Raw genomic sequence first — 17,506 nt, forward strand, 5'->3', positions numbered from 1 at the left:
ATGCGCTTTCCCCTTCGTTCCTCAGGGGAAACCACATTCGCCATTGGTTCAGATTAAACTGAGTCTGTTTTTAAAACCTGTTTATCAAACTTTTCAAAAGTTTGGCCCCCGGCAGGGCCGCCGGAGGCTTTTTCGTTGGTATACGCAGACTGACGAACCAGTTCACCCCCCCGCCTTTTTGACGGAAAAGCCCCTGGCCTTGAGCGCCTCCACCAGCTTGTCCCGGTGGTCTCCCTGGATCTCGATGACCCCGTTTTTCACGCTCCCCCCGGTGCCGCAAAGCTGCTTAAGCTCTTTGGCCACGGCTTTTAAGTCTGCCTCGCTGCCGGGTACCCCCGTCACCAGGCTCATGCCTTTGCCCTTGCGCCCCTTGGTCTCACGCATGACCCGCACGATGCCATCCTGTTTCACGGCAGGTCCGGCCGAAGCCCCCTTCTTCTTTTTCCTGCAGGCACAGTTTTTCACCGGCTTACCGCAGGAGGAACAGAGCCTGCCCGTCTCTGTCGAATACACCAGACGGCTGTTGGAATCGTTCGTCATTGCTTTCTCCCGTGTCATGTCACCTTATCTCTTACCAGCCGGCCGGTGCCGGTGGCCTTTGAACCGCTGTGGATTCATATCATAATAACAGGCGAAGGGCGAAGGGCGAAGGGCGAAGGGCGAAGGGCGAAGGGCGAAGGGCGAAGGGCGAAGGGCGTGATAATAAAGCTACGCCGGTTGTCAACGGGTTCATGCTTCTTTTATGGCACGGAGAAAAAAGGGGCAGTCGGTTTCTGAGAAACGGACTGCCCCTTTTACCCAAGCCTCTTAAAACGTTTAACAAACACGATTCAAACAGTCTTTCTGGGTGAATGCAGCCTTAAAGGCGGATGTGATTTGACCCGAGGAACGAGGGACAAAGCGCATCCGCATCCTGCTTTCAAGGTGGCACACCTTGCCGCCGGAGGCAGCTTTTTAGCAACTGAATCGTTGCGTTTTATGTTCAGCTTTACGGCTCGACAAGGGCATTAAGGCGCTTCGGGTTGTCGGTCATGATGCCGTCGACCTTGAGCCAGTCCATCTGGCGCTTCATCTCGATCTCGGTGTTAACGGTCCAGACGTAGCACTTCATGCCCAGGATGCGGATCTTGGCCATGAGGATCTGGGTCATCATGGCCGCCGGAAGGCAGAGGACGTCGGCGGGCATCTCGTAGTCCTCTTTTTTCATGATGGCCGTGGGGGTCAGGGTAAACTCAAGCACCCCTTCGGTGGCAAAAATCGTCTTGATGGAAAGCCCACGGTCGCCGGCCTTTGCCTTGATCAGATCCAGGGTCGACTGATCGAATCCCCCCAGGATCAGCTTGTCCTGCATGGCGTTGGCTTCGATGAGGTCCAGCACCTTGTCCACGATGAGGCTGCCCTCCTGCTTGATCTCAAGGACCATGGGGGCGCCGGCCAACTCACCGTCGGTGAAGACCTCCTCCAAGGTGGGCAGGGTCAGGCCCTTTCCTCGCCAGGGATAGGTGGCCCCATCATCCGTGGTGAACCGGTACCCCGCATCCAGGGCCTTGACCTGGGCAAGGGTCATCCCGGTGATGGCTCCGGTACCGTCGGTGCAGCGGTCCACTGTTTCGTCGTGGGAGACCACCACGACCCCGTCGGAGGTCATGTGCACATCCCCTTCCAGGGTGTCGGCGCCTTCGGCCAGGGAGTTTCGGTAAGCCACAAGGGTGTTTTCCGGTGCCAGCTCGCCGCCGCCCCGATGGGCGATGTTCTTAAAGCCCGTGTGGTGCTTGAGAAAATAGTTGGCTGGAACCACGGGCCCTTCTGCAATTTTCTCTTCCACCTCGCCCCAGTCCCAGGCGATGGTATCCGGGTGAATCCAGCCGTACCCTTCGGTGTCGAGGAGCCAGAAGTCAGGCTCGTAATGGATCTGAAAGGGCACGTAAAGTATCCCGTTGGCAACGGCCCCGTACCCGTCCTGTCGCACGGTGTCCCCCACCATGCCCCGGGCGTTGTCCCCGCCGTAGAGATCCTTCAAAATCTTCAAGCATTCGTCTTTAAAGGTGTTGCTGTGCTCAAAAAGCATGTCTTCCTTGACGATGATGGGGATGGTTCGATGGGCGCCCGTTTCAAAGTGGCTCATCATCTGGGCCCTGCAGCCGTACCGAAGCTCCGGGAACATGCCCGTCACGATGACGAGGTCGTTGCCCTCCTCCATGAGCCTGGGAATCACCGTCTCCACCTCATCGTCCACATAGGGCCAGTCCCCCTGGAACACGTTGAGGAAATCCACCCAGTCCTGAAGGGCGTTGAGACCGCCGGTGGCGTGGATGGTGTTGTCGTGATCCGCGGCGATCATGCCCGGGTTCAACTCCGCATCCTCGGAAAGCACCCGGATGATGCCAAGATCGTCTGAAGAGTACTCGGTCTCGCTGAAATAGACCCGGCCCTGGAGCTGCAGGGTCACAGGGGCGGCATCAAGATAGGACGCAGGGAGCCTCTCTTTCAGGGACGAAAGCCGCGCGCGGCCGTCACCGTCCGTGAGGATGGCCTCCTCCATCAACGGAACCCAGGCCGTCTCCCCAAAGGCCCTCACCGCAAACCCCACATGGGCCCCTTCCACCTTTTCCGCAAAAACCAGATCGGCAAAAGAGGCATCCGCAGCATTGGCGACCTTGTACACCATGACGTTGGGCAACACCTCACCGGCCCCGTCCGGCCCACCGGTCACCCCGTCGGAGACCACAATCACCGTATTCTCCGACGTCAGATCTGAATCACACCCCATGACGCCCAGGGACACCAGCACCATCAAGCCGACAAAAAGCGCATGTTTCACCTTCATCCTGTGCCTCCTTCTCTGAAAGGTTAAGGCTCGTGCAAAATATAAAGATCATACCTCGAATGTGTCGCTGGATACGTTCCACACAGTGATACCGGCATGCTTATTCTACCTGAGCCCTTGGTTGTTGCCCTTCGACCTACCCGAAACAATCGAATTTCTGATGTTGATCGTGTCAGTTTCTCGTTATATTTCGACGTTGATTATCACAAATATCGTTCACACAATCAAACATAATATCGACCACAAGAAAAGAAAATCACAGGCAATTCCAAGTGGTTAACCAGACAGCCCAGGGTAAAACGCCCTTAGGGGGACACCCCATAGCCAAAGCCATCAACATAACGTACATTCGGGTGGCCGAAGCCCCGTACCGCACATGATCGTTTTTTTATGCTCACCGGCCCCCCTATGTTTCCCCCTTGTCACTCTCCAGCCACCTGAGATCCGTTGAAAAAAAGGTGTCCGCTATTGACGACCGCCCCCACATTGCTTAAAGAGTTCGAACATGGAATCGGCATACCGACAGACTTTACACCCACGGACAACCCACCGTTGACCACATGAATTCGCCGACCCGTAAGATGAGGGCCCCCATGAGCTTGATTCCAACGGCCGAACAATTCGCAGGAAACATATTTTTATGAAAAAAAATCGCATGAACAAGCGTGCCGACCTGCATGAAGAGCACGTAAGCCGGTTTGCCCGGGAGGAGCTCCCCGAACTGCCCGAGGCAACCCTCGTCGCTGAGGACGAAAGGCTGGCAAGCACCCTTGAAGCCGATTTCTGGAGCCGATGGTCCTCCGGTGAGCGCCCCGGACAGCCCTGGCCGTCCGCGGGGCCATTTGAGGTGGCAACCCTGCGGCTGCCCAAAGGACGCCGCGCCATCGAAATGGCGGTGCACGCCTTGGGCGGCAGCCTTGCCCCGGAAGGGGAGCTTTATATCTATGGTGCAAACGATGAGGGCATAAAGTCCGTTCCCAAGATGTTTCGAGACCACTTTGCAGAGATTGACACCGTGGGCTACCGGCAGAAGTGTCGCCTTGTGCGGGCCAAGGGCCCCAAAAACATGAAAGCATCCCTTGCCGACTGGGCGCAGCACGACGAACTCCTTTTAGACGGTTGCAAACTGCCGTGGGTGACCTACCCGGGCCTTTTTGCCAAAGGAGGGGTGGATGAAGCCACGGCCCTGCTTTTGGACGGCCTGGAAGTCCACGGAAACGTGCTGGATTTCGGATGCGGCACCGGAGTCCTCACCGCGGGCCTGCTGGCCCGGGGAGCAAGCAATGTGGACGCAACGGACGCCGACGCCCTTGCCGTTGAGGCCACACGCATCAACGTGCCCCAGGCCCACACCCACCTGGGCGACGGGTGGCATGCCCTCCAGAAAGAGGGGCCATGGGACATGATCGTCAGCAACCCGCCCATCCACAAAGGGGTCTCCGAGGATTTCGGCATCCTCCAATCCCTGATCCGGGAAGCACCGAGCCGTTCCAAAAGCCTTACCCTCGTCGTCCAGCGGCAGGTCCCTGTGCAGCGGTGGCTTGAAGAGAGCTTCCGCAAGGTGACGCGATTGAAAGAGAGCCCCCGTTTTCATGTCTGGCAGGGTAAAAGCTAGGGATTCGCGAAGGCCTCCGGCGGACCTGTCGGAGGCTAAACTTTTAATGCGCTTAACAAACAGGATTTTACATCATGACCATGCGCCTGGATAAACTGCTGGCCCATTGCGGATACGGGACACGTAAAGACGTGAAAGCGCTTCTCAAGCGCAAGCAGGTAACGGTTCACGGAGAGATCGAAACAAGCGCAAAAAGGCAGGTGGAACCTGACCATGTGCGGGTAAATGGTGAAAAGGTCGACCTGCCTCCCACGGACGTTCACCTCATGCTGAACAAACCCGCAGGATACGCGTGCAGCCACAACCCGTCGGAATCCCCCCTGGTCTACGACCTGGTGCCCGACATATGGCAACAGGCCGACCCCAAATCAGCCGGACGCCTGGACCGGTACACCTCCGGCCTGCTCATCCTGAGCACCGACGGCCAGCTCCTCCACCAACTGGTGCACCCCAATAAAAAAGTGGGCAAACGCTACCGGGTTGTCTATGAAGGAGACCTCAGTGAAAATGCGGTAAAACGTGTGGCTAAAGGCCTGCCCCTCCCAGACGACGACCGCCCCTGCCTGCCGGCAATCTTGGAAATCCACGGGCCCGACCCCCAAGGCCGGGGCCGCGCCACCATGCTCATCCATGAAGGGCGATTCCATCAGGTCCGCCGCATGTTCGAAGCCCTGGGAGCCAAGGTCGTCGAACTGCACCGGGACCGCATCGGCAACCTCGAACTCCCGGCAGACCTGCCCGAGGGCCACTGCCGCGAACTCACCGAAGACGAGATCGATGCCATGACCGAAGACGCTTAAAAAAGCGATGCCTCCGGCGGCGAGGTGAGCCACCTCGAAAGCATATTGCCCTTGCGCTTTGTCCCTCGTTCCTCGGGCCAAAGCGCAAGGGCATTCGGCTCGGGCTTCGCCCGACATAAAGACTGAGGGTTTGTTCGGATTGGGCCACAAGCTTCGAAGTAACGGCATACGTCACCGTAACGTGTTGATTATCGGCTTTAACCGTCATGCCTCACCCGGCAAGGTGAGCCACTTGAAAGCTTATTGCCGCTGTGATTTAACCCTCGTTCCTCGGGTTTAATCACAGCGGCATTTTTGTGAGGTTTGTACATTTTTTCATACCCCTACACTGCACGATGCAAGCCGTTCAAGAATGCCCATCCGCCCCTTATGGAGCGCCGCACTCCTGTGCGGCTTTTTTTGCTGGTGCGATACGTATGCCGCACGGAGTGCGGCGCTCCAGGCTTTTAGGGCCACACGGGCAAAGCCCGTCAGCGAATGTGATCGGCCTGCGGAACGAAGGCCGGGAGCATTCGCGAGCCTGGGTTCCAAGGGCTCAGCCCTTGGCCGCCGGAGGCAGTTTGTTTGGTTTTTCCTTCCAGGCTTTTTGCGTGATGCCATGCGTATGCCGCACGGAGTGCGGCGCTCCAAGCTGTTAGGGCCACGCGGGCAAAGCCCGTCAGCGAATGTGATCGGCCTGAGGAACGAAGGCCGGGAACATTCGCGAACCCGGAGGCTTTTTTTATATTCCTACAGGCTTTCAGGCGGGAAGGTGAGTACCTCGTCGATGGTCTCGGCGCCGCAGAAGAGCATGGCCAGGCGATCCATGCCAAGGGCGATACCGGCTGCGGGGGGCATGTGGGGCAGGTCGTTCAGAAAAATCTCGGGGAGGGGCCAGGTGGGTTTGCCGAAGCGCTGCCGTAGAGCCACTTCCTCTTCAAAACGTTTGCGCTGCTCGTGGGCGTCGGTGAGCTCGGTGAAGCCGTTGGCCAGCTCCAGGCCTTCCACGTAGAGTTCGAACCGCTCGGCAACGGTGTGGTCCGAGGGCTTTCTACGCGCCAGGGCGGCCATGGGTGCTGGGTAATCACAGAGGATCACCGGGGTGTCGCAGCAGAGGCGGGGCTCCACGTCAAGGCCCATGACCTCGTCGAATCGGTCCCCTGATAGGGCCTCGTCCATGGGTTCGGAACCGTAGAGGGCATAGGCTTCCTTCACCGTCAATCTTTTCCAGGGCCGGTCCAGGTGAATGGGCTTTCCCTTCACCGAAAGGGTGGTTCCCAGGCCCAGGTCCTGGGCCACGGCAAGGAAGAGCCCCTGGCAATCGGCCATGAGGGACTCGTAGTCCGCGTCGGGGGTATACCACTCCAGCATGGTCATCTCCGGGATGTGCTTTGCCCCCCGCTCTCCCTTCCTGAAGGCCTTGGTGATCTGAAAGATCGGCCCGGATCCGGCGGCCAGGAGCCGTTTCATGCACAGCTCCGGCGAGGCCTGGAGGTAACCGTTTCCGGCTTCCAGGGGGTCTATATGGGCTTCGGGGATGGGGGCCGGTACCCACAAGGGGGTTTCCACCTCCAGGTAACCCTTTTCCACGAAAAAGCGGCGCACCGAGGCTGTGATCCGTGCACGGCGCCGGAGGTTCTCCATATGAATCTTCATGGCTGCGTCCTTCAAATGGGGTAGAGGCGGTCACCCCATATCACCTGGCCGATGATGCGCAGGGAGTTGGCCTCGGCCTCGTAGGCGGGGTACTCTTCGCGATTCTTGGAGATGATGCGGACCCGACCTTCGGGGAGCCTTTCAAGCTCTTTGATGATGATGGTGTCTTCAAACCCCAGGGCAAAGATGCAGTTGTTTTTGATCTTTCGACGGCCAAGATCGATCATCACCGTGGCCCCGTTGCGGATTTCTGGGTCCATGGAGTCCCCGGAGACCCGCATGAGCACCAGATTTTTTGGTGAGGTGGCGATGTTGGCGATGAAGCGCTTTCGAAACGCGTAGTAGTCTCGGATGCGCTCGCTGGCCATGAGGGAGCCGCCCCCGGCCGAAAGTTCTGCCTCCACCATGGGAACCCAGTTGTAGTTGTCGGTGTCCGGCTCTTCCAGGACAGGGACCTTGAACTCGCCGCCCTCGCGGCCCACGGAGCCTTCGACCGAAAAGACGCCTCCGCCGTTTTCTATAGAAAAGGCACCGCAGTGGGTTCCCTGCCCCAGGAGCAACCAGTCCAGGGAACAGCCGAGGACCTCGGCCATGCGCACCAGCACATCTCCCTTCGGGGACCCGCCGTACTCGTAATTTTGGACGGTGGTGGTGGTCACACCAATTTTCTTCCCTAACCCCGCCTGACTCAGGCCAAGTTTTTCACGTGACATCTTGAGACGATCACCAAATTCCTGGTTACCCGTTGAGGTACCCGGCGTTTGACCGTCTCCCTTTTCCCCTCCCAAACAAGGCTCCGGGCCTTTTTTTCCATTATTTTTCATGGTTATGCCTCAGGGGGCTACCACACACATATCTTTTTATGTGATACCCAATTTTATTGTTGATAAACCAATGTTTATTGGTTATTCTTTTTCAAACTTTGGACGTAATGGCCCAACCGTACCACAATTCCTTTGGTTATACCAACCATGAAACCCCGGCGGACCGGCCCAGGCGCCCTAAACTGTTTGGTGACCCGCACACGGCACCCATCCATCACCCGAACCACTGGAGACACACCTTGAACAAACAGCCCCTCGCTCCCGCGACCTTTTCCCCCGACACGATGGACACCGACCACATCATGGACGCCATGGACCCCGTCATCCGAAGCGCCCCCCGTGTCTGGCCGGCCCTTCTCACCGAGCTCGTGGACGTGCTCACCGACCACCTTGAGACCCGGGAAAAAATGGCCCCGGACCTGGCCATGACCCACGCCCAGGATATCGTGGTGGTCCTCTCCCACCACCTCGGCGGCCGCAGCATCTACCTCCCCCGGGACGATCGCCTCAAACGGGCCATCCGGGACGCGGCCATCTACCATGCCTTCACCGGTGACAACCACCGAGAGCTGGCCATGAAGAGCAAGCTCACCACCGCCCAGATCTACAACATCATCAAAAAACAACGCGCCCTCCGCCAGGCACGCACCCGGGAAGCCCTCGCCTGGTCCTGATCCCACCTTATGCCTGAACTCGGGCACCATACTGCCCATCCTACCCGGTCACACACCGCGAATATGTAGGGTGGGCAAAGGTGGTGCCGTGCCCATCGGCCGCGGTTTTAAGGGCAACACCTCACGTATCCCCCTTGCCGCTACGGCTTCGACCCAATGCCACCTTTTTTTAAACCCTTCACACCCGCCCCCTCCCCTGCCGTGGTTTACTCTGCACCGAGCCGAGCCTTTTTTTCACCCTGCTTTTCAACCCACACCACCACACACCCCCCAAGGAGACCCCATGGATCAACACCCCGCAGATTACGCATCCCTCCGGTTCTGGTTCAACATCGTCCAGTACCTCATCACCCTGGCGGTGAGCCTCTACGTCTGGCTCAACTCCCGGCTCAACGCCAAGGCCCGCGAGCTGAAAGAGCTCGCCCGACGCCTGGATACGGCAAAAAACCAAATGGACGGGCGGATTACACGCCTTGAAACCGACATGGCCCACGCCCTCTCCCACGAAGACCTCGCCGCCGTCTACGACCGGCTCAACGACATGGCCGAACAGGTGGCAGGCCTCTCCGGCAAAATGGACGGCGTCAAAGGCACCGTGGATATGATCCAGGCTCACCTGTTGAACGATCACTGAACGTGACAAAAAAACCTTTGGCACATAAGGCAAAACCAGATCCGCCCAATTTTTCACCACAAACCCCCAAATTTATAACCCTTGCAGCAATACCCGTATAGTCACCAGCTTTGGTGGTGGGCGCAGCCCGCAGCGAACGCCCTTGCGCTTTGCCCTGAGGAACGAAGGGCGAAGCGCAAGGGCAATCCGCTTTCGAGGTGGCTCACCTCGCCGCCGGAGGCAGGCTTTTCCCGGTGGGTTTACCCATAGAAGGCGGGCTTTCCAAGTGGCACCTTGTTTCCAGTGAAACGTTTGAAACCCACCGATGCCGAGGAATACGTAGAATGGCATCCATAAGTGAGCGACCGACCCAAAACGAAAACCCTGGCGGGGTAAGGCACAGCGCCCCGTCATCCATAAGGAGAGCCCCATGCATATCGCATCTTTGCTTCACGCCATCTGCGCGGACCTGACCCGCACCTTTCCCGGGCTGGCCGCGTGCACCCCCTGCCTGGGCGACCCCGTTCCCCAGGCGTTCCCTGAAGGCGGAGGCGACGGACCCCGTGCCTGGGTCGCCCTTTCCGGGGCCGACACGGCCCTGGAGACGGCCACCGGCGAGTGGGATCTTCCCCTCTCCATAGAAGCAGTGGTCGCGGGCCCCGTCACCCCGGACGCCGCCTTCCTGAACCTGGTGGAAGGGCTCCTTGCCCATATCCCCGGCACCATCTGGGGGTTGGCCACGGCCCACCCCGCCGGAGGAGTCGAGGCCAGGGGGTGTCCCTCCCACCCCCTGGCCTCCGGGGACCGGGCTGTCTGGACCCTCTCCTGGAACCAGATGCTGCGCCTGGGCGACGCCCTCTGGGCAGCCCCGGCGCAGCATCCCACCCGCCTCTTCACGGGCCTGGCTCCCAACATCGGCCCAGGCCATGAAGATGACTACACAACCCTGGAGGTGACCCCATGATGGCCGAGCTGGAGTACCGCATCGCCGAGTTGGAACGACGCCTCCGGAGCCTTCTCCTCATGGGCACGGTCCGGGAGCTGGATGAAAAAACAGCCCGCGTCCGGATCGCCTCAGGCGGACTCGTCACGGACTGGCTCCCCTGGCTCACCCGCCGGGCAGGCCCCGACGGCGAGTGGTGGGCCCCGGAACCCGGAGAGCAGGTGATGCTCCTCTGCCCCTGCGGGGATCCGGCCCTGGGGGTGGCGCTCCCCGGCATTCCCAGGGACGAATTTCCCGCACCGGCAGACACGAAAACCGTGCACCGTACCGTTTATCAGGACGGAGCCGTCACCCAGTACGACCGGGAAGGCCATGCCCTGTCCGCCACCATTCCCGGCACCATTGACGGCACATGCAACGGAAACGCCTCCCTCACATCCGGAGGCAAGGTAACGGTAAAAGGAGCCGGGGGCATTATTCACGACGGAGACGACACAGGGGCCTGCCTGGGCACGGTGAACGGACACTGCATCTGCCCCTTTACGGGCACCCCCCATATCCATGTATCCGCAAGCGTCACCTCAACCAAGTAAAGGAGGCCGTATGACCATGACAGCCAAAGGCATGGCGGAAGCCATCCGAGGACGACAAGGGGCCCTGCAACCGGTGCAGGCGTCCGACCCGGCACAGGCCCAGGCCTTTGCTCAAAAAAGCCTGGAAGCCCTGTGCCAGGGCATCATCGACGAAATCACCGCCCACGCCGTGGTCACCACCACCTCCGGTGCCCCGGACGGCGAACACTCCGGCAACATCACATAAGGGCCGGCGCACGAATCACAGTTGGAAAAAAAGGCCTCCGGCGGGCAGGGGATAAATCCCCTGCACCCCAGGTTCGCAAATGCTCCGCCCCTTCGTTCCTCAGGGACGTCACATTTGCTGACAGGCTACGCCTGCAGGGCCACCGGAGGCCATTTTGAAAGGAGAAACCATGCCCGACACAATCCCCGCCGTGGGGATGGACGCTGAAACCGGCGCCCGCCTCTCCGGTTACGACCACTTGAAACAGAGTATCGGGGACATCCTCGCAACGCCCCTGGGCTCCCGGGTCATGAGGCGGGACTACGGCTCCCGGCTCCCGGAGCTCATGCACGCCCCCATGACGCAGGGACTCAACGTGGAGATCTTCGCCGCCGTGGCCGAAGCCCTGGCCACCTGGGAAAAACGATTTCGCCTGACCCGCGTGGAGTCCGTCTCCGCAGGGCCCGGCCAGCTTACCCTCAGCCTGAGGGGGGACTACCTCCCCTTAGGCAAGGAAATCCTCATGGAAGGAGTGATTGTCCAATGAGCCATGCCCTGCCGACCATCGACCTGACCCGGCTCCCGGCCCCCGACGTTGTCGAAGAGCTGAGCTACGAAATCATTTTGGACCAGTGGAAAAACACCTTTCGCGACCACTGGACCGGTACGGAAGACGCACCCATGCTGGACCTTGAGTCCGACCCCGTGGTGAAGCTCTTGGAAGCCGGTGCCTACCGTGAGCTTTTGCTCCGCCAGCGCATCAACGACAGCGCCAGGGCCGTGATGCTCGCCTATGCCGTGGGAAGCGATCTGGACAACCTGGCCGCCCTCACCCCGGCCGTTCGAAAGGTGATCCACCCCGGCGACCCCAAAGCCGTCCCCCTTGTGCCCCCCGTCTTGGAGAGCGACGACGAGTTCCGTCGGCGCCTCCAGATGGCCCCGGAGAGTTTTTCCGTGGCCGGGCCTGAAGGCGCCTACCTATACGCGGCCTTAAAGGTGCCGGGATGCAGGGACGCTTCCGTGACCAGCCCCGATCCCTGCAAAGTGGAGGTGACCGTCCTGGGCCGTGAGGGCGACGGGACCCCTTCGGACGCAGTGGTTCAAGCTGTGAGGGATACCCTTGCCCACGGAGACGTGCGGCCCCTCACCGACGAGGTCACCGTAAAAAAGGCTACCATTTTGCCCTACACCGTCCACGCTACCCTGGCCTTTTACGACGGGCCGGACACCCAGGTGGCCATCGAGGCGGCACGGGACGCGGTCACGGAGTACGCGCGCGTTCACCATCGGCTGGGAGATGGCATCACCCTCTCGGGGATCTATGCCGCCCTCCACCAGCCCGGGGTGCGCAAGGTCACCTTGATGAGCCCCACGGCGGACATTCCTGCCCTTGCCCACCAGGCCACCTACTGCACGGCCCTGGAGGTGGACGCATGAGCATCCTGCCTCCTAACAGCACCCGACTCGAACGGGCACTGGATGCGGTGCAGGCTGTCCGGCTGGAGAGCCTCCCCGTGCCCACGCCCCACCTCTGGAACCCGACGGCGTGCTTAGCAAAAACCCTGCCCTGGCTGGCCTGGGCCCTGTCCGTGGACACCTGGGACCCTGCTTGGAACGAGGGCCAGAAGCGAAGGATGATCAAAACCAGCCCTGCCCTCCACCGCACCAAGGGAACCCGCCGCGCCGTGGAGGACGCCCTTTCCAACTTAGGCTTCCGGGTCGAGGTGGAGGAATGGTGGGAAAAGTATCCACTGGACCCTGCAGGCACCTTTGGCCTCGTGGTGAAAGTGCCCGCCGGATACGCCGTAGACAGTACCACCTACGATGAGGTGTCTGCCCTGGCCGACCGGGCTAAAAACGTGCGGAGTCGATTAAAAAAGATTTCACTGATCCCCGAGGGTCTGACGCAAAAGCCCCTGTTTTCAGCGGCCATGGCCTCGGGCATTGTCACCACAATCTACCCTCTGGGCCGCATCGGCCTGGGGGACGACGTTAGATAAAGGAGTATCATGACAGAATTCTACACCCTGTGGACCGACGCCGGGCTGCAACAGATCGGTGCATCAATTGCCCAGGATAAAAAATTCACCATGCCCACGGCAGTGGTCGGAGACGGTGGCGGCACACCAGTGATCCCCACCAAGGGGATGACCCGCCTCAAGAACCTCGTATGGGAGGGCACCATCTCCAGCATCACCCAGAGCCGCACCAATGCCAACACCTTCGTCTACGAGTTTGCCGTACCCGCGGACGCAGGCCCCTTCACCGTTCGGGAGGTGGGCCTCAAAGACGAAAACGGCACCCTGTGCATTGTCGGGAATTTTCCCGACACACAAAAGCCCCTGATTGAAGACGGATCGGTGCGGGACATGATCATCCGTATCCCCGTGCACGTAGAAAACGCAGACAGTGTCAGCCTAACGGTGGACCCGCTGGTGGTGGCCAGCAACGGGGATGTGGACCGAAAAATTGCAGTCCATAATGAGCATGGGGAGGCGCATCAGGATATCCGGGAGGCACTTGCTGAAAAAACGGCTCAGGCCACGGAGGGAAAACGAGGCACGGCAGCCATTGCCACCCAAGACGAGGTGGATGAGGGCATTAGTAACACTCGATTTGTTACACCAAAAAAATTGTTATGCCTTCTCAAAAATAATTACCTCGGTTTAGATGGTGGAACGGCAACAGGGCTGGTGAAATTTTCTAAGGGTATATCCATTGAAAACGCCCCCTTGTATTCCTCAAAGTCGTTGCATAGTGACTATTTGTACCATGATGGCACTACGAGCACCTGGCACTTTGTATCGGGTAGTGAAAATGCGGCTGGAGCCACAGGAAACGGGAAAATACAGGGTGGTGAATTTCGTCTGGGGGAGAGCACCTTCCTTAAACCCGTTGACGATGTCATGCGAATGGTAACCCCTTATGGATATGTCGACTTAGGCCCTTACAATTCTAACTTCTGCCATTTCAGGACGGACCGGGAAAAATTCTATTTCGCTAAGCCGGTGTATGTGGAAGGTGAGATCTATGCCGGAAGCGATTGTAGCCAGAGGGTTTTTCTTCAGGGCGACGAAGATGCAGGGCCAACAAAAAACAAACTCGTTGTAAGAGATGGCGCAGGAGATATCCAGTGTCGGCTACCCCGCTCAACATACCAAAATGGTTCAGCTATCAAATCCAACGCCTGTGTAGTCATGAGAAACGACAACGGATCTGATAACTACCATCGATCAGTCACGAAAGAGGGGTTTAAAGCATGGTTGGGGCTGTCTACCGGGACGGACAAATTGCTTTGGTCAGGCTCAACAAAAGGTACAATCAGATTATCTGAATCTATAAACAATTTCAAAGCCATTTGCATTCTCGGACGTCACAATTCCGGTCACTATGGAACAGCTATAATTCCACCTTCTTTATACTCTAATGGCAGAGACCTTACTATACCAATAACTGGAACTGGTAATGCCAACGATTTCATCAGAGTTCGAAAAGACAATTCCATGCAACTAAGAGTGGTCGCAGAAGCTTACTCAAGCGGAATCATAGCAGTTATGGGGTTAAAATGATTATATATATCGAAAAATCAAACACAGAAAACATTATTATATTTCCCGCACCCACCGAAACCGAAAATTATATTGTTATCGAAGTGCCGGATGACTTTGACATTACGGAAAATTGGTTTAACCCAGATACTCTTGCTTTCGAAAACTCACCCCCTCCAGTCACTCGGAGTGATCGTGAATATCTAAGACAGAAAGCTTACAACCGACGAACCGATCCTATGGTACTCGAATTTATTCGCAAAAAATTTGCAAATGAAATGCCTGAAGTTACTGTCGAGGTTGAGAGAATCCATACAACAATTCCATAGCTAAGGGAACCACTCAACTTTTTAACGGTAATGATATTCGAATCAATAATGATAAAAATCTCTCGGATATTTATCAGCAGTATTTAGCTGTATCGTCAACTCTGAGGGAGCCACATAACAATGCAAACCAAACCCGTAACCGCCGAAACAACCGGCACCCATGAGACATAATCAAGAAACAAGGAGAAATGCGTTATGAGTAAAACATTCCTGCACGGCATCGAAACCATTGAGATCGACGGCGGCACCCGCCCCATCCGCACCGTCAAGAGCGCGGTCATCGGCCTCATCGGCACGGCCCCCGAGGCCGACGACACCCTTTTTCCCGTCAACACCCCCGTCCTGATCCCGGGCACCCCCAGGGCGGCCCAGCCCCTGGGAGACAAGGGCACCCTCAAGGTGGCCCTGGACGCCATCTTTGACCAGGCCGGAGCCATGGTGGTGGTGGTGCGTGTAGACGAAGGCGCCGATGACGCTGCCACCCTCACCAATGTCCTGGGCGACGCCGCTTCTGGCACCGGGGTCCACACCTTCCTGGCCGCGGAAAGCGTTGTAAAGGCAAGCCCCCGCCTCCTCTGTGCCCCAGGTTTCACAGGCACCTTCAACGGGGGCTCCAGCGTCAACCCAGTAGTAGCGGAACTCCAGGGCCTGGCCGAGAAAATGCGGGCCATTGTCATTGCCGACGGCCCCAACACCACGGCCATTGATGCCATCGCCTACCGGGAGACCCTGGGCAGCGATCGCGTCTTTGTGGTGGATCCCGGAGTCAAGGTGTGGGACCCCGCCACCAAGGCCAACGCTGTGCAGCCCGCTTCGGCGCGGGTTGCGGGCATGATCGCCAAACGGGACGCGGAAAAAGGCTTCTGGTGGAGCCCCTCCAACCAGCCCGTCAACGGCATCGTGGGCACGGCACGGCCCGTGGCCTTTCACATGAGCGACCCCGCTTCCGAGGCCAACCGCCTCAATGAAAAGTGCGTGGCCACCATCGTCCAGAAGAACGGCTACCGACTCTGGGGCAACCGCACCACGGCCACCGACCCCACGTGGGCCTTTCTCTCCGTGCGCCGCACCGCGGACATGATCTACGAGAGCATCGAGGAGGCCTTCCTCTGGGCCATGGACCGCCCCATGAGCGCCAACCTTGTTCTGGATATCCAGGAGAGCGTGGGCTCCTACCTCCGGCACCTCAAAGCCGTGGGTGCCATCCTGGGCGGATCCTGCTGGCTCGACCCCGAGCTCAACAGCAAAGAGCAGCTCATGGCAGGCAAGCTCTACCTGGATTTCGACATCGAACCCCCTGCGCCCCTGGAACACCTCACCTTCCGGGCCCACAGGGACAACGGGCACTACACCGAGTTGGTGAACCAGGTTCTCTCCGCGTCATAGGGGCAAAAGCCTCCGGCGGCGAGGTGAGCCACCTCGAAAGCGGGTTGCCATCGCGCTTCGCCCTTCGTTCCTCAGGGCAAATCGCAATGGTGTTCGCTGCGGGCTTCGCCCGCCACCAAAGCCGGTGACTGTATGGGTGTTGTTACAAGCTCCGTCAGGTCGCTGAACACCATGTCGTCATTGTACCGAAATCGGTTTTCCCCGGTTTCCTCCAACTGTATGGGCTGAACCCCATCACCCGACTCTGCCTGAAACAGCCGGAGTCACACCCCAAAAACACACAGGCCCCTTCCCAACATCCCCGCCCGGCGGGGCCGGGAGAGCCTTACCCAAACAAGGAGATACCTTATGTTGCCTAAAAAATTGAAAAACTTCACCGCCTTTGTGGACGGATTCGGCTACGCAGGCAAGATCACCGAGCTCGAACTCCCCAAGCTCACCCTCAAAACCGAAGAGCTCCGCGCAGGTGGCATGGACGCCCCCGTGGAGGTGGACATGGGCATGGAAAAGCTCGAAGCCACCCTCACTTTTGGTGAGTACAGCGAAGAGATCTACAAAAAATTCGGCCTGGTGAACGGAAAAGCCGTAAGCCTGACCCTCCGGGGCGCCCGCCAGAACGACCAGGGCACCGATGAGATCATCATCAACCTCCAGGGCGGATTCAAAGAGCTGGACGCAGGCACCTGGAAAGCCGGGGACGACACCTCCCTCAAAGCCTCCGTGGCCCTTCGTTACTACAAGCTCACCATCGCGGGCACCGTCCTCATCGAACTCGACGTGGAGAACATGGTCCGCAAAATCAACGGCGTGGACCAGCTCCTCGAACAGCGCCAGGCGCTGGGATTTAAGTAAAAAAACAAAAAAGCCTCCGGCGGCCCTGCCGGGGGCCAACCTTTTGCCTGATTTATAAAAATCGGGTTTACCAAACAGGTTTTAAATATGGTGTCGGCTGTGCTGGAGCAGCCGGCACGACCTGAATGGCAGCGTCTCATGTATTCATTTAGGAGCGCCGCACTCCAGTGCGGCATACGTATCGCCACACCCTAAAAAAGCCGCACAGGAGTGCGGCGCTCCAACGATTTTGGCTCACCACGGGCTCTTCACGAGCCGTGGAAGTCCAAGCAGCAAAAAAACAACGGCCACCGGAGGACATCTTTCGAACCTGCGTCGGCTTCAAAAAGCAAACGGTTTCATCGACCCTATATTTATTAAGGAGACACCCATGAACACCACCACCCTGCCCCTCACATTCCCCGTCACCCTCAACGGCATCGAAACCACGTCCCTTTCCATGCGACGCCCCAAGGTGCGGGACATGCTCGTGGGGGAGAAAAAAGGCAAAAGCGATGCCGAGCGTGAAATCCACGTCTTCGCAAACCTCTGCGAGGTCACCCCGGACCTCATCCAGGAACTGGATATGGCGGACTACGCCGAGCTCCAGAAAACCTACCAGGATTTTTTATCCTAAGCCCGTCGGCGGCGAGATCTCTCACCCTCGACATCGCATCCCACAC

19 protein-coding genes are annotated in these 17,506 nt (G+C 58.6%); 15 read left to right on the forward strand and 4 right to left on the reverse strand.

What is annotated here, in order from left to right:
* Positions 1 to 162: 162 nt before the first annotated feature.
* On the reverse strand, positions 163 to 540 hold the full coding sequence (locus tag BLQ12_RS00195; protein WP_226859949.1) for a translation initiation factor Sui1: 378 nt from the start codon (positions 538 to 540) through the stop codon (positions 163 to 165).
* A gap of 448 nt (positions 541 to 988) precedes the next feature.
* Entirely contained in the window at positions 989 to 2,827 is a 1,839-nt protein-coding gene (locus BLQ12_RS00200; RefSeq protein WP_092207086.1) for a glycerophosphodiester phosphodiesterase family protein, read from the reverse strand.
* A 640-nt stretch (positions 2,828 to 3,467) separates the two neighbouring features.
* On the opposite strand from BLQ12_RS00200, the gene BLQ12_RS00205 reads away from it, so the two are divergent.
* Positions 3,468 to 4,442: a class I SAM-dependent methyltransferase gene (locus BLQ12_RS00205; RefSeq protein ID WP_092207088.1), complete on the forward strand. Its 975-nt coding sequence runs from the start codon at positions 3,468 to 3,470 to the stop codon at positions 4,440 to 4,442.
* A gap of 74 nt (positions 4,443 to 4,516) precedes the next feature.
* On the forward strand, positions 4,517 to 5,242 hold the full coding sequence (locus tag BLQ12_RS00210) for a pseudouridine synthase (RefSeq protein ID WP_092207090.1): 726 nt from the start codon (positions 4,517 to 4,519) through the stop codon (positions 5,240 to 5,242).
* Between the two features lie 729 nt (positions 5,243 to 5,971).
* Here the strand turns inward: BLQ12_RS00210 and epmA are convergent.
* Together epmA and BLQ12_RS00220 are read right to left on the reverse strand one after the other, a co-directional pair.
* Entirely contained in the window at positions 5,972 to 6,877 is a 906-nt protein-coding gene (gene epmA / locus BLQ12_RS00215) for an EF-P lysine aminoacylase EpmA (RefSeq protein WP_254781928.1), read from the reverse strand.
* An 11-nt stretch (positions 6,878 to 6,888) separates the two neighbouring features.
* Positions 6,889 to 7,701 carry an XRE family transcriptional regulator gene (locus tag BLQ12_RS00220; protein ID WP_092207092.1) on the reverse strand — a complete coding sequence of 271 codons (813 nt, stop codon included), beginning with the start codon at positions 7,699 to 7,701 and terminating at the stop codon, positions 6,889 to 6,891.
* Positions 7,702 to 7,940: 239 nt separating this feature from the next.
* On the opposite strand from BLQ12_RS00220, the gene BLQ12_RS00225 reads away from it, so the two are divergent.
* The 13 genes from BLQ12_RS00225 (at position 7,941) to BLQ12_RS00285 (ending at position 17,460) form a co-directional block, all read left to right on the forward strand.
* Positions 7,941 to 8,375, forward strand: coding sequence for a Mor transcription activator family protein (locus BLQ12_RS00225; protein WP_175469394.1), 435 nt, complete (start codon positions 7,941 to 7,943; stop codon positions 8,373 to 8,375).
* A 283-nt stretch (positions 8,376 to 8,658) separates the two neighbouring features.
* The gene (locus BLQ12_RS00230) at positions 8,659 to 9,009 is read left to right on the forward strand and encodes a DUF2730 family protein (protein ID WP_092207096.1); all 351 of its coding nucleotides are present in this window, start codon (positions 8,659 to 8,661) and stop codon (positions 9,007 to 9,009) included.
* 409 nt (positions 9,010 to 9,418) lie between these two features.
* Entirely contained in the window at positions 9,419 to 9,952 is a 534-nt protein-coding gene (locus BLQ12_RS00235; RefSeq protein ID WP_092207098.1) for a hypothetical protein, read from the forward strand.
* Positions 9,949 to 10,524: a phage baseplate assembly protein V gene (locus BLQ12_RS00240; RefSeq protein ID WP_092207100.1), complete on the forward strand. Its 576-nt coding sequence runs from the start codon at positions 9,949 to 9,951 to the stop codon at positions 10,522 to 10,524. The genes BLQ12_RS00235 and BLQ12_RS00240 overlap by 4 nt, the downstream gene beginning before the upstream one ends.
* 10 nt (positions 10,525 to 10,534) lie before the next feature.
* Positions 10,535 to 10,750: a hypothetical protein gene (locus BLQ12_RS00245; protein ID WP_092207102.1), complete on the forward strand. Its 216-nt coding sequence runs from the start codon at positions 10,535 to 10,537 to the stop codon at positions 10,748 to 10,750.
* 169 nt (positions 10,751 to 10,919) lie between these two features.
* Positions 10,920 to 11,276: a GPW/gp25 family protein gene (locus tag BLQ12_RS00250; RefSeq protein ID WP_217640208.1), complete on the forward strand. Its 357-nt coding sequence runs from the start codon at positions 10,920 to 10,922 to the stop codon at positions 11,274 to 11,276.
* A complete protein-coding gene (locus BLQ12_RS00255; RefSeq protein WP_092207104.1) occupies positions 11,273 to 12,166 on the forward strand; it encodes a baseplate assembly protein in 894 nt (297 codons plus the stop codon). The genes BLQ12_RS00250 and BLQ12_RS00255 overlap by 4 nt, the downstream gene beginning before the upstream one ends.
* Positions 12,163 to 12,729, forward strand: coding sequence for a phage tail protein I (locus BLQ12_RS00260; protein WP_092207106.1), 567 nt, complete (start codon positions 12,163 to 12,165; stop codon positions 12,727 to 12,729). Before BLQ12_RS00255 ends, BLQ12_RS00260 begins: the two co-directional genes overlap by 4 nt.
* Before the next feature lie 9 nt (positions 12,730 to 12,738).
* Complete coding sequence (locus tag BLQ12_RS00265; protein ID WP_092207108.1) at positions 12,739 to 14,298, forward strand: phage tail protein; 1,560 nt, start codon at positions 12,739 to 12,741, stop codon at positions 14,296 to 14,298.
* Positions 14,295 to 14,606 carry a hypothetical protein gene (locus BLQ12_RS00270; RefSeq protein ID WP_092207110.1) on the forward strand — a complete coding sequence of 104 codons (312 nt, stop codon included), beginning with the start codon at positions 14,295 to 14,297 and terminating at the stop codon, positions 14,604 to 14,606. The genes BLQ12_RS00265 and BLQ12_RS00270 overlap by 4 nt, the downstream gene beginning before the upstream one ends.
* A 195-nt stretch (positions 14,607 to 14,801) precedes the next feature.
* A complete protein-coding gene (locus BLQ12_RS00275; protein ID WP_092207112.1) occupies positions 14,802 to 15,992 on the forward strand; it encodes a phage tail sheath subtilisin-like domain-containing protein in 1,191 nt (396 codons plus the stop codon).
* A gap of 348 nt (positions 15,993 to 16,340) precedes the next feature.
* Positions 16,341 to 16,844 carry a phage major tail tube protein gene (locus BLQ12_RS00280; protein ID WP_092207114.1) on the forward strand — a complete coding sequence of 168 codons (504 nt, stop codon included), beginning with the start codon at positions 16,341 to 16,343 and terminating at the stop codon, positions 16,842 to 16,844.
* Between the two features lie 370 nt (positions 16,845 to 17,214).
* Complete coding sequence (locus BLQ12_RS00285; RefSeq protein WP_092207116.1) at positions 17,215 to 17,460, forward strand: phage tail assembly protein; 246 nt, start codon at positions 17,215 to 17,217, stop codon at positions 17,458 to 17,460.
* Positions 17,461 to 17,506: the final 46 nt, after the last annotated feature.

It is taken from the genome of Desulfoluna spongiiphila (genome assembly GCF_900101345.1).
GTDB lineage: Bacteria > Desulfobacterota > Desulfobacteria > Desulfobacterales > Desulfolunaceae > Desulfoluna > Desulfoluna spongiiphila.

What these genes read in the sequence shown, in the direction of transcription:
- BLQ12_RS00285 (WP_092207116.1), top strand. Translation starts at nt 17,215, where the DNA reads ATGAACACCACCACCCTGCCCCTCACATTCCCCGTCACCCTCAACGGC.
- BLQ12_RS00230 (WP_092207096.1), top strand. Translation starts at nt 8,659, where the DNA reads ATGGATCAACACCCCGCAGATTACGCATCCCTCCGGTTCTGGTTCAAC.
- BLQ12_RS00270 (WP_092207110.1), top strand. Translation starts at nt 14,295, where the DNA reads ATGATTATATATATCGAAAAATCAAACACAGAAAACATTATTATATTT.
- BLQ12_RS00250 (WP_217640208.1), top strand. Translation starts at nt 10,920, where the DNA reads ATGCCCGACACAATCCCCGCCGTGGGGATGGACGCTGAAACCGGCGCC.
- BLQ12_RS00260 (WP_092207106.1), top strand. Translation starts at nt 12,163, where the DNA reads ATGAGCATCCTGCCTCCTAACAGCACCCGACTCGAACGGGCACTGGAT.
- BLQ12_RS00205 (WP_092207088.1), top strand. Translation starts at nt 3,468, where the DNA reads ATGAAAAAAAATCGCATGAACAAGCGTGCCGACCTGCATGAAGAGCAC.
- BLQ12_RS00220 (WP_092207092.1), bottom strand. Translation starts at nt 7,701, where the DNA reads ATGAAAAATAATGGAAAAAAAGGCCCGGAGCCTTGTTTGGGAGGGGAA.
- epmA (WP_254781928.1), bottom strand. Translation starts at nt 6,877, where the DNA reads ATGAAGATTCATATGGAGAACCTCCGGCGCCGTGCACGGATCACAGCC.
- BLQ12_RS00210 (WP_092207090.1), top strand. Translation starts at nt 4,517, where the DNA reads ATGACCATGCGCCTGGATAAACTGCTGGCCCATTGCGGATACGGGACA.
- BLQ12_RS00280 (WP_092207114.1), top strand. Translation starts at nt 16,341, where the DNA reads ATGTTGCCTAAAAAATTGAAAAACTTCACCGCCTTTGTGGACGGATTC.
- BLQ12_RS00195 (WP_226859949.1), bottom strand. Translation starts at nt 540, where the DNA reads ATGACGAACGATTCCAACAGCCGTCTGGTGTATTCGACAGAGACGGGC.
- BLQ12_RS00265 (WP_092207108.1), top strand. Translation starts at nt 12,739, where the DNA reads ATGACAGAATTCTACACCCTGTGGACCGACGCCGGGCTGCAACAGATC.
- BLQ12_RS00255 (WP_092207104.1), top strand. Translation starts at nt 11,273, where the DNA reads ATGAGCCATGCCCTGCCGACCATCGACCTGACCCGGCTCCCGGCCCCC.
- BLQ12_RS00245 (WP_092207102.1), top strand. Translation starts at nt 10,535, where the DNA reads ATGACCATGACAGCCAAAGGCATGGCGGAAGCCATCCGAGGACGACAA.
- BLQ12_RS00200 (WP_092207086.1), bottom strand. Translation starts at nt 2,827, where the DNA reads ATGAAGGTGAAACATGCGCTTTTTGTCGGCTTGATGGTGCTGGTGTCC.
- BLQ12_RS00235 (WP_092207098.1), top strand. Translation starts at nt 9,419, where the DNA reads ATGCATATCGCATCTTTGCTTCACGCCATCTGCGCGGACCTGACCCGC.
- BLQ12_RS00240 (WP_092207100.1), top strand. Translation starts at nt 9,949, where the DNA reads ATGATGGCCGAGCTGGAGTACCGCATCGCCGAGTTGGAACGACGCCTC.
- BLQ12_RS00275 (WP_092207112.1), top strand. Translation starts at nt 14,802, where the DNA reads ATGAGTAAAACATTCCTGCACGGCATCGAAACCATTGAGATCGACGGC.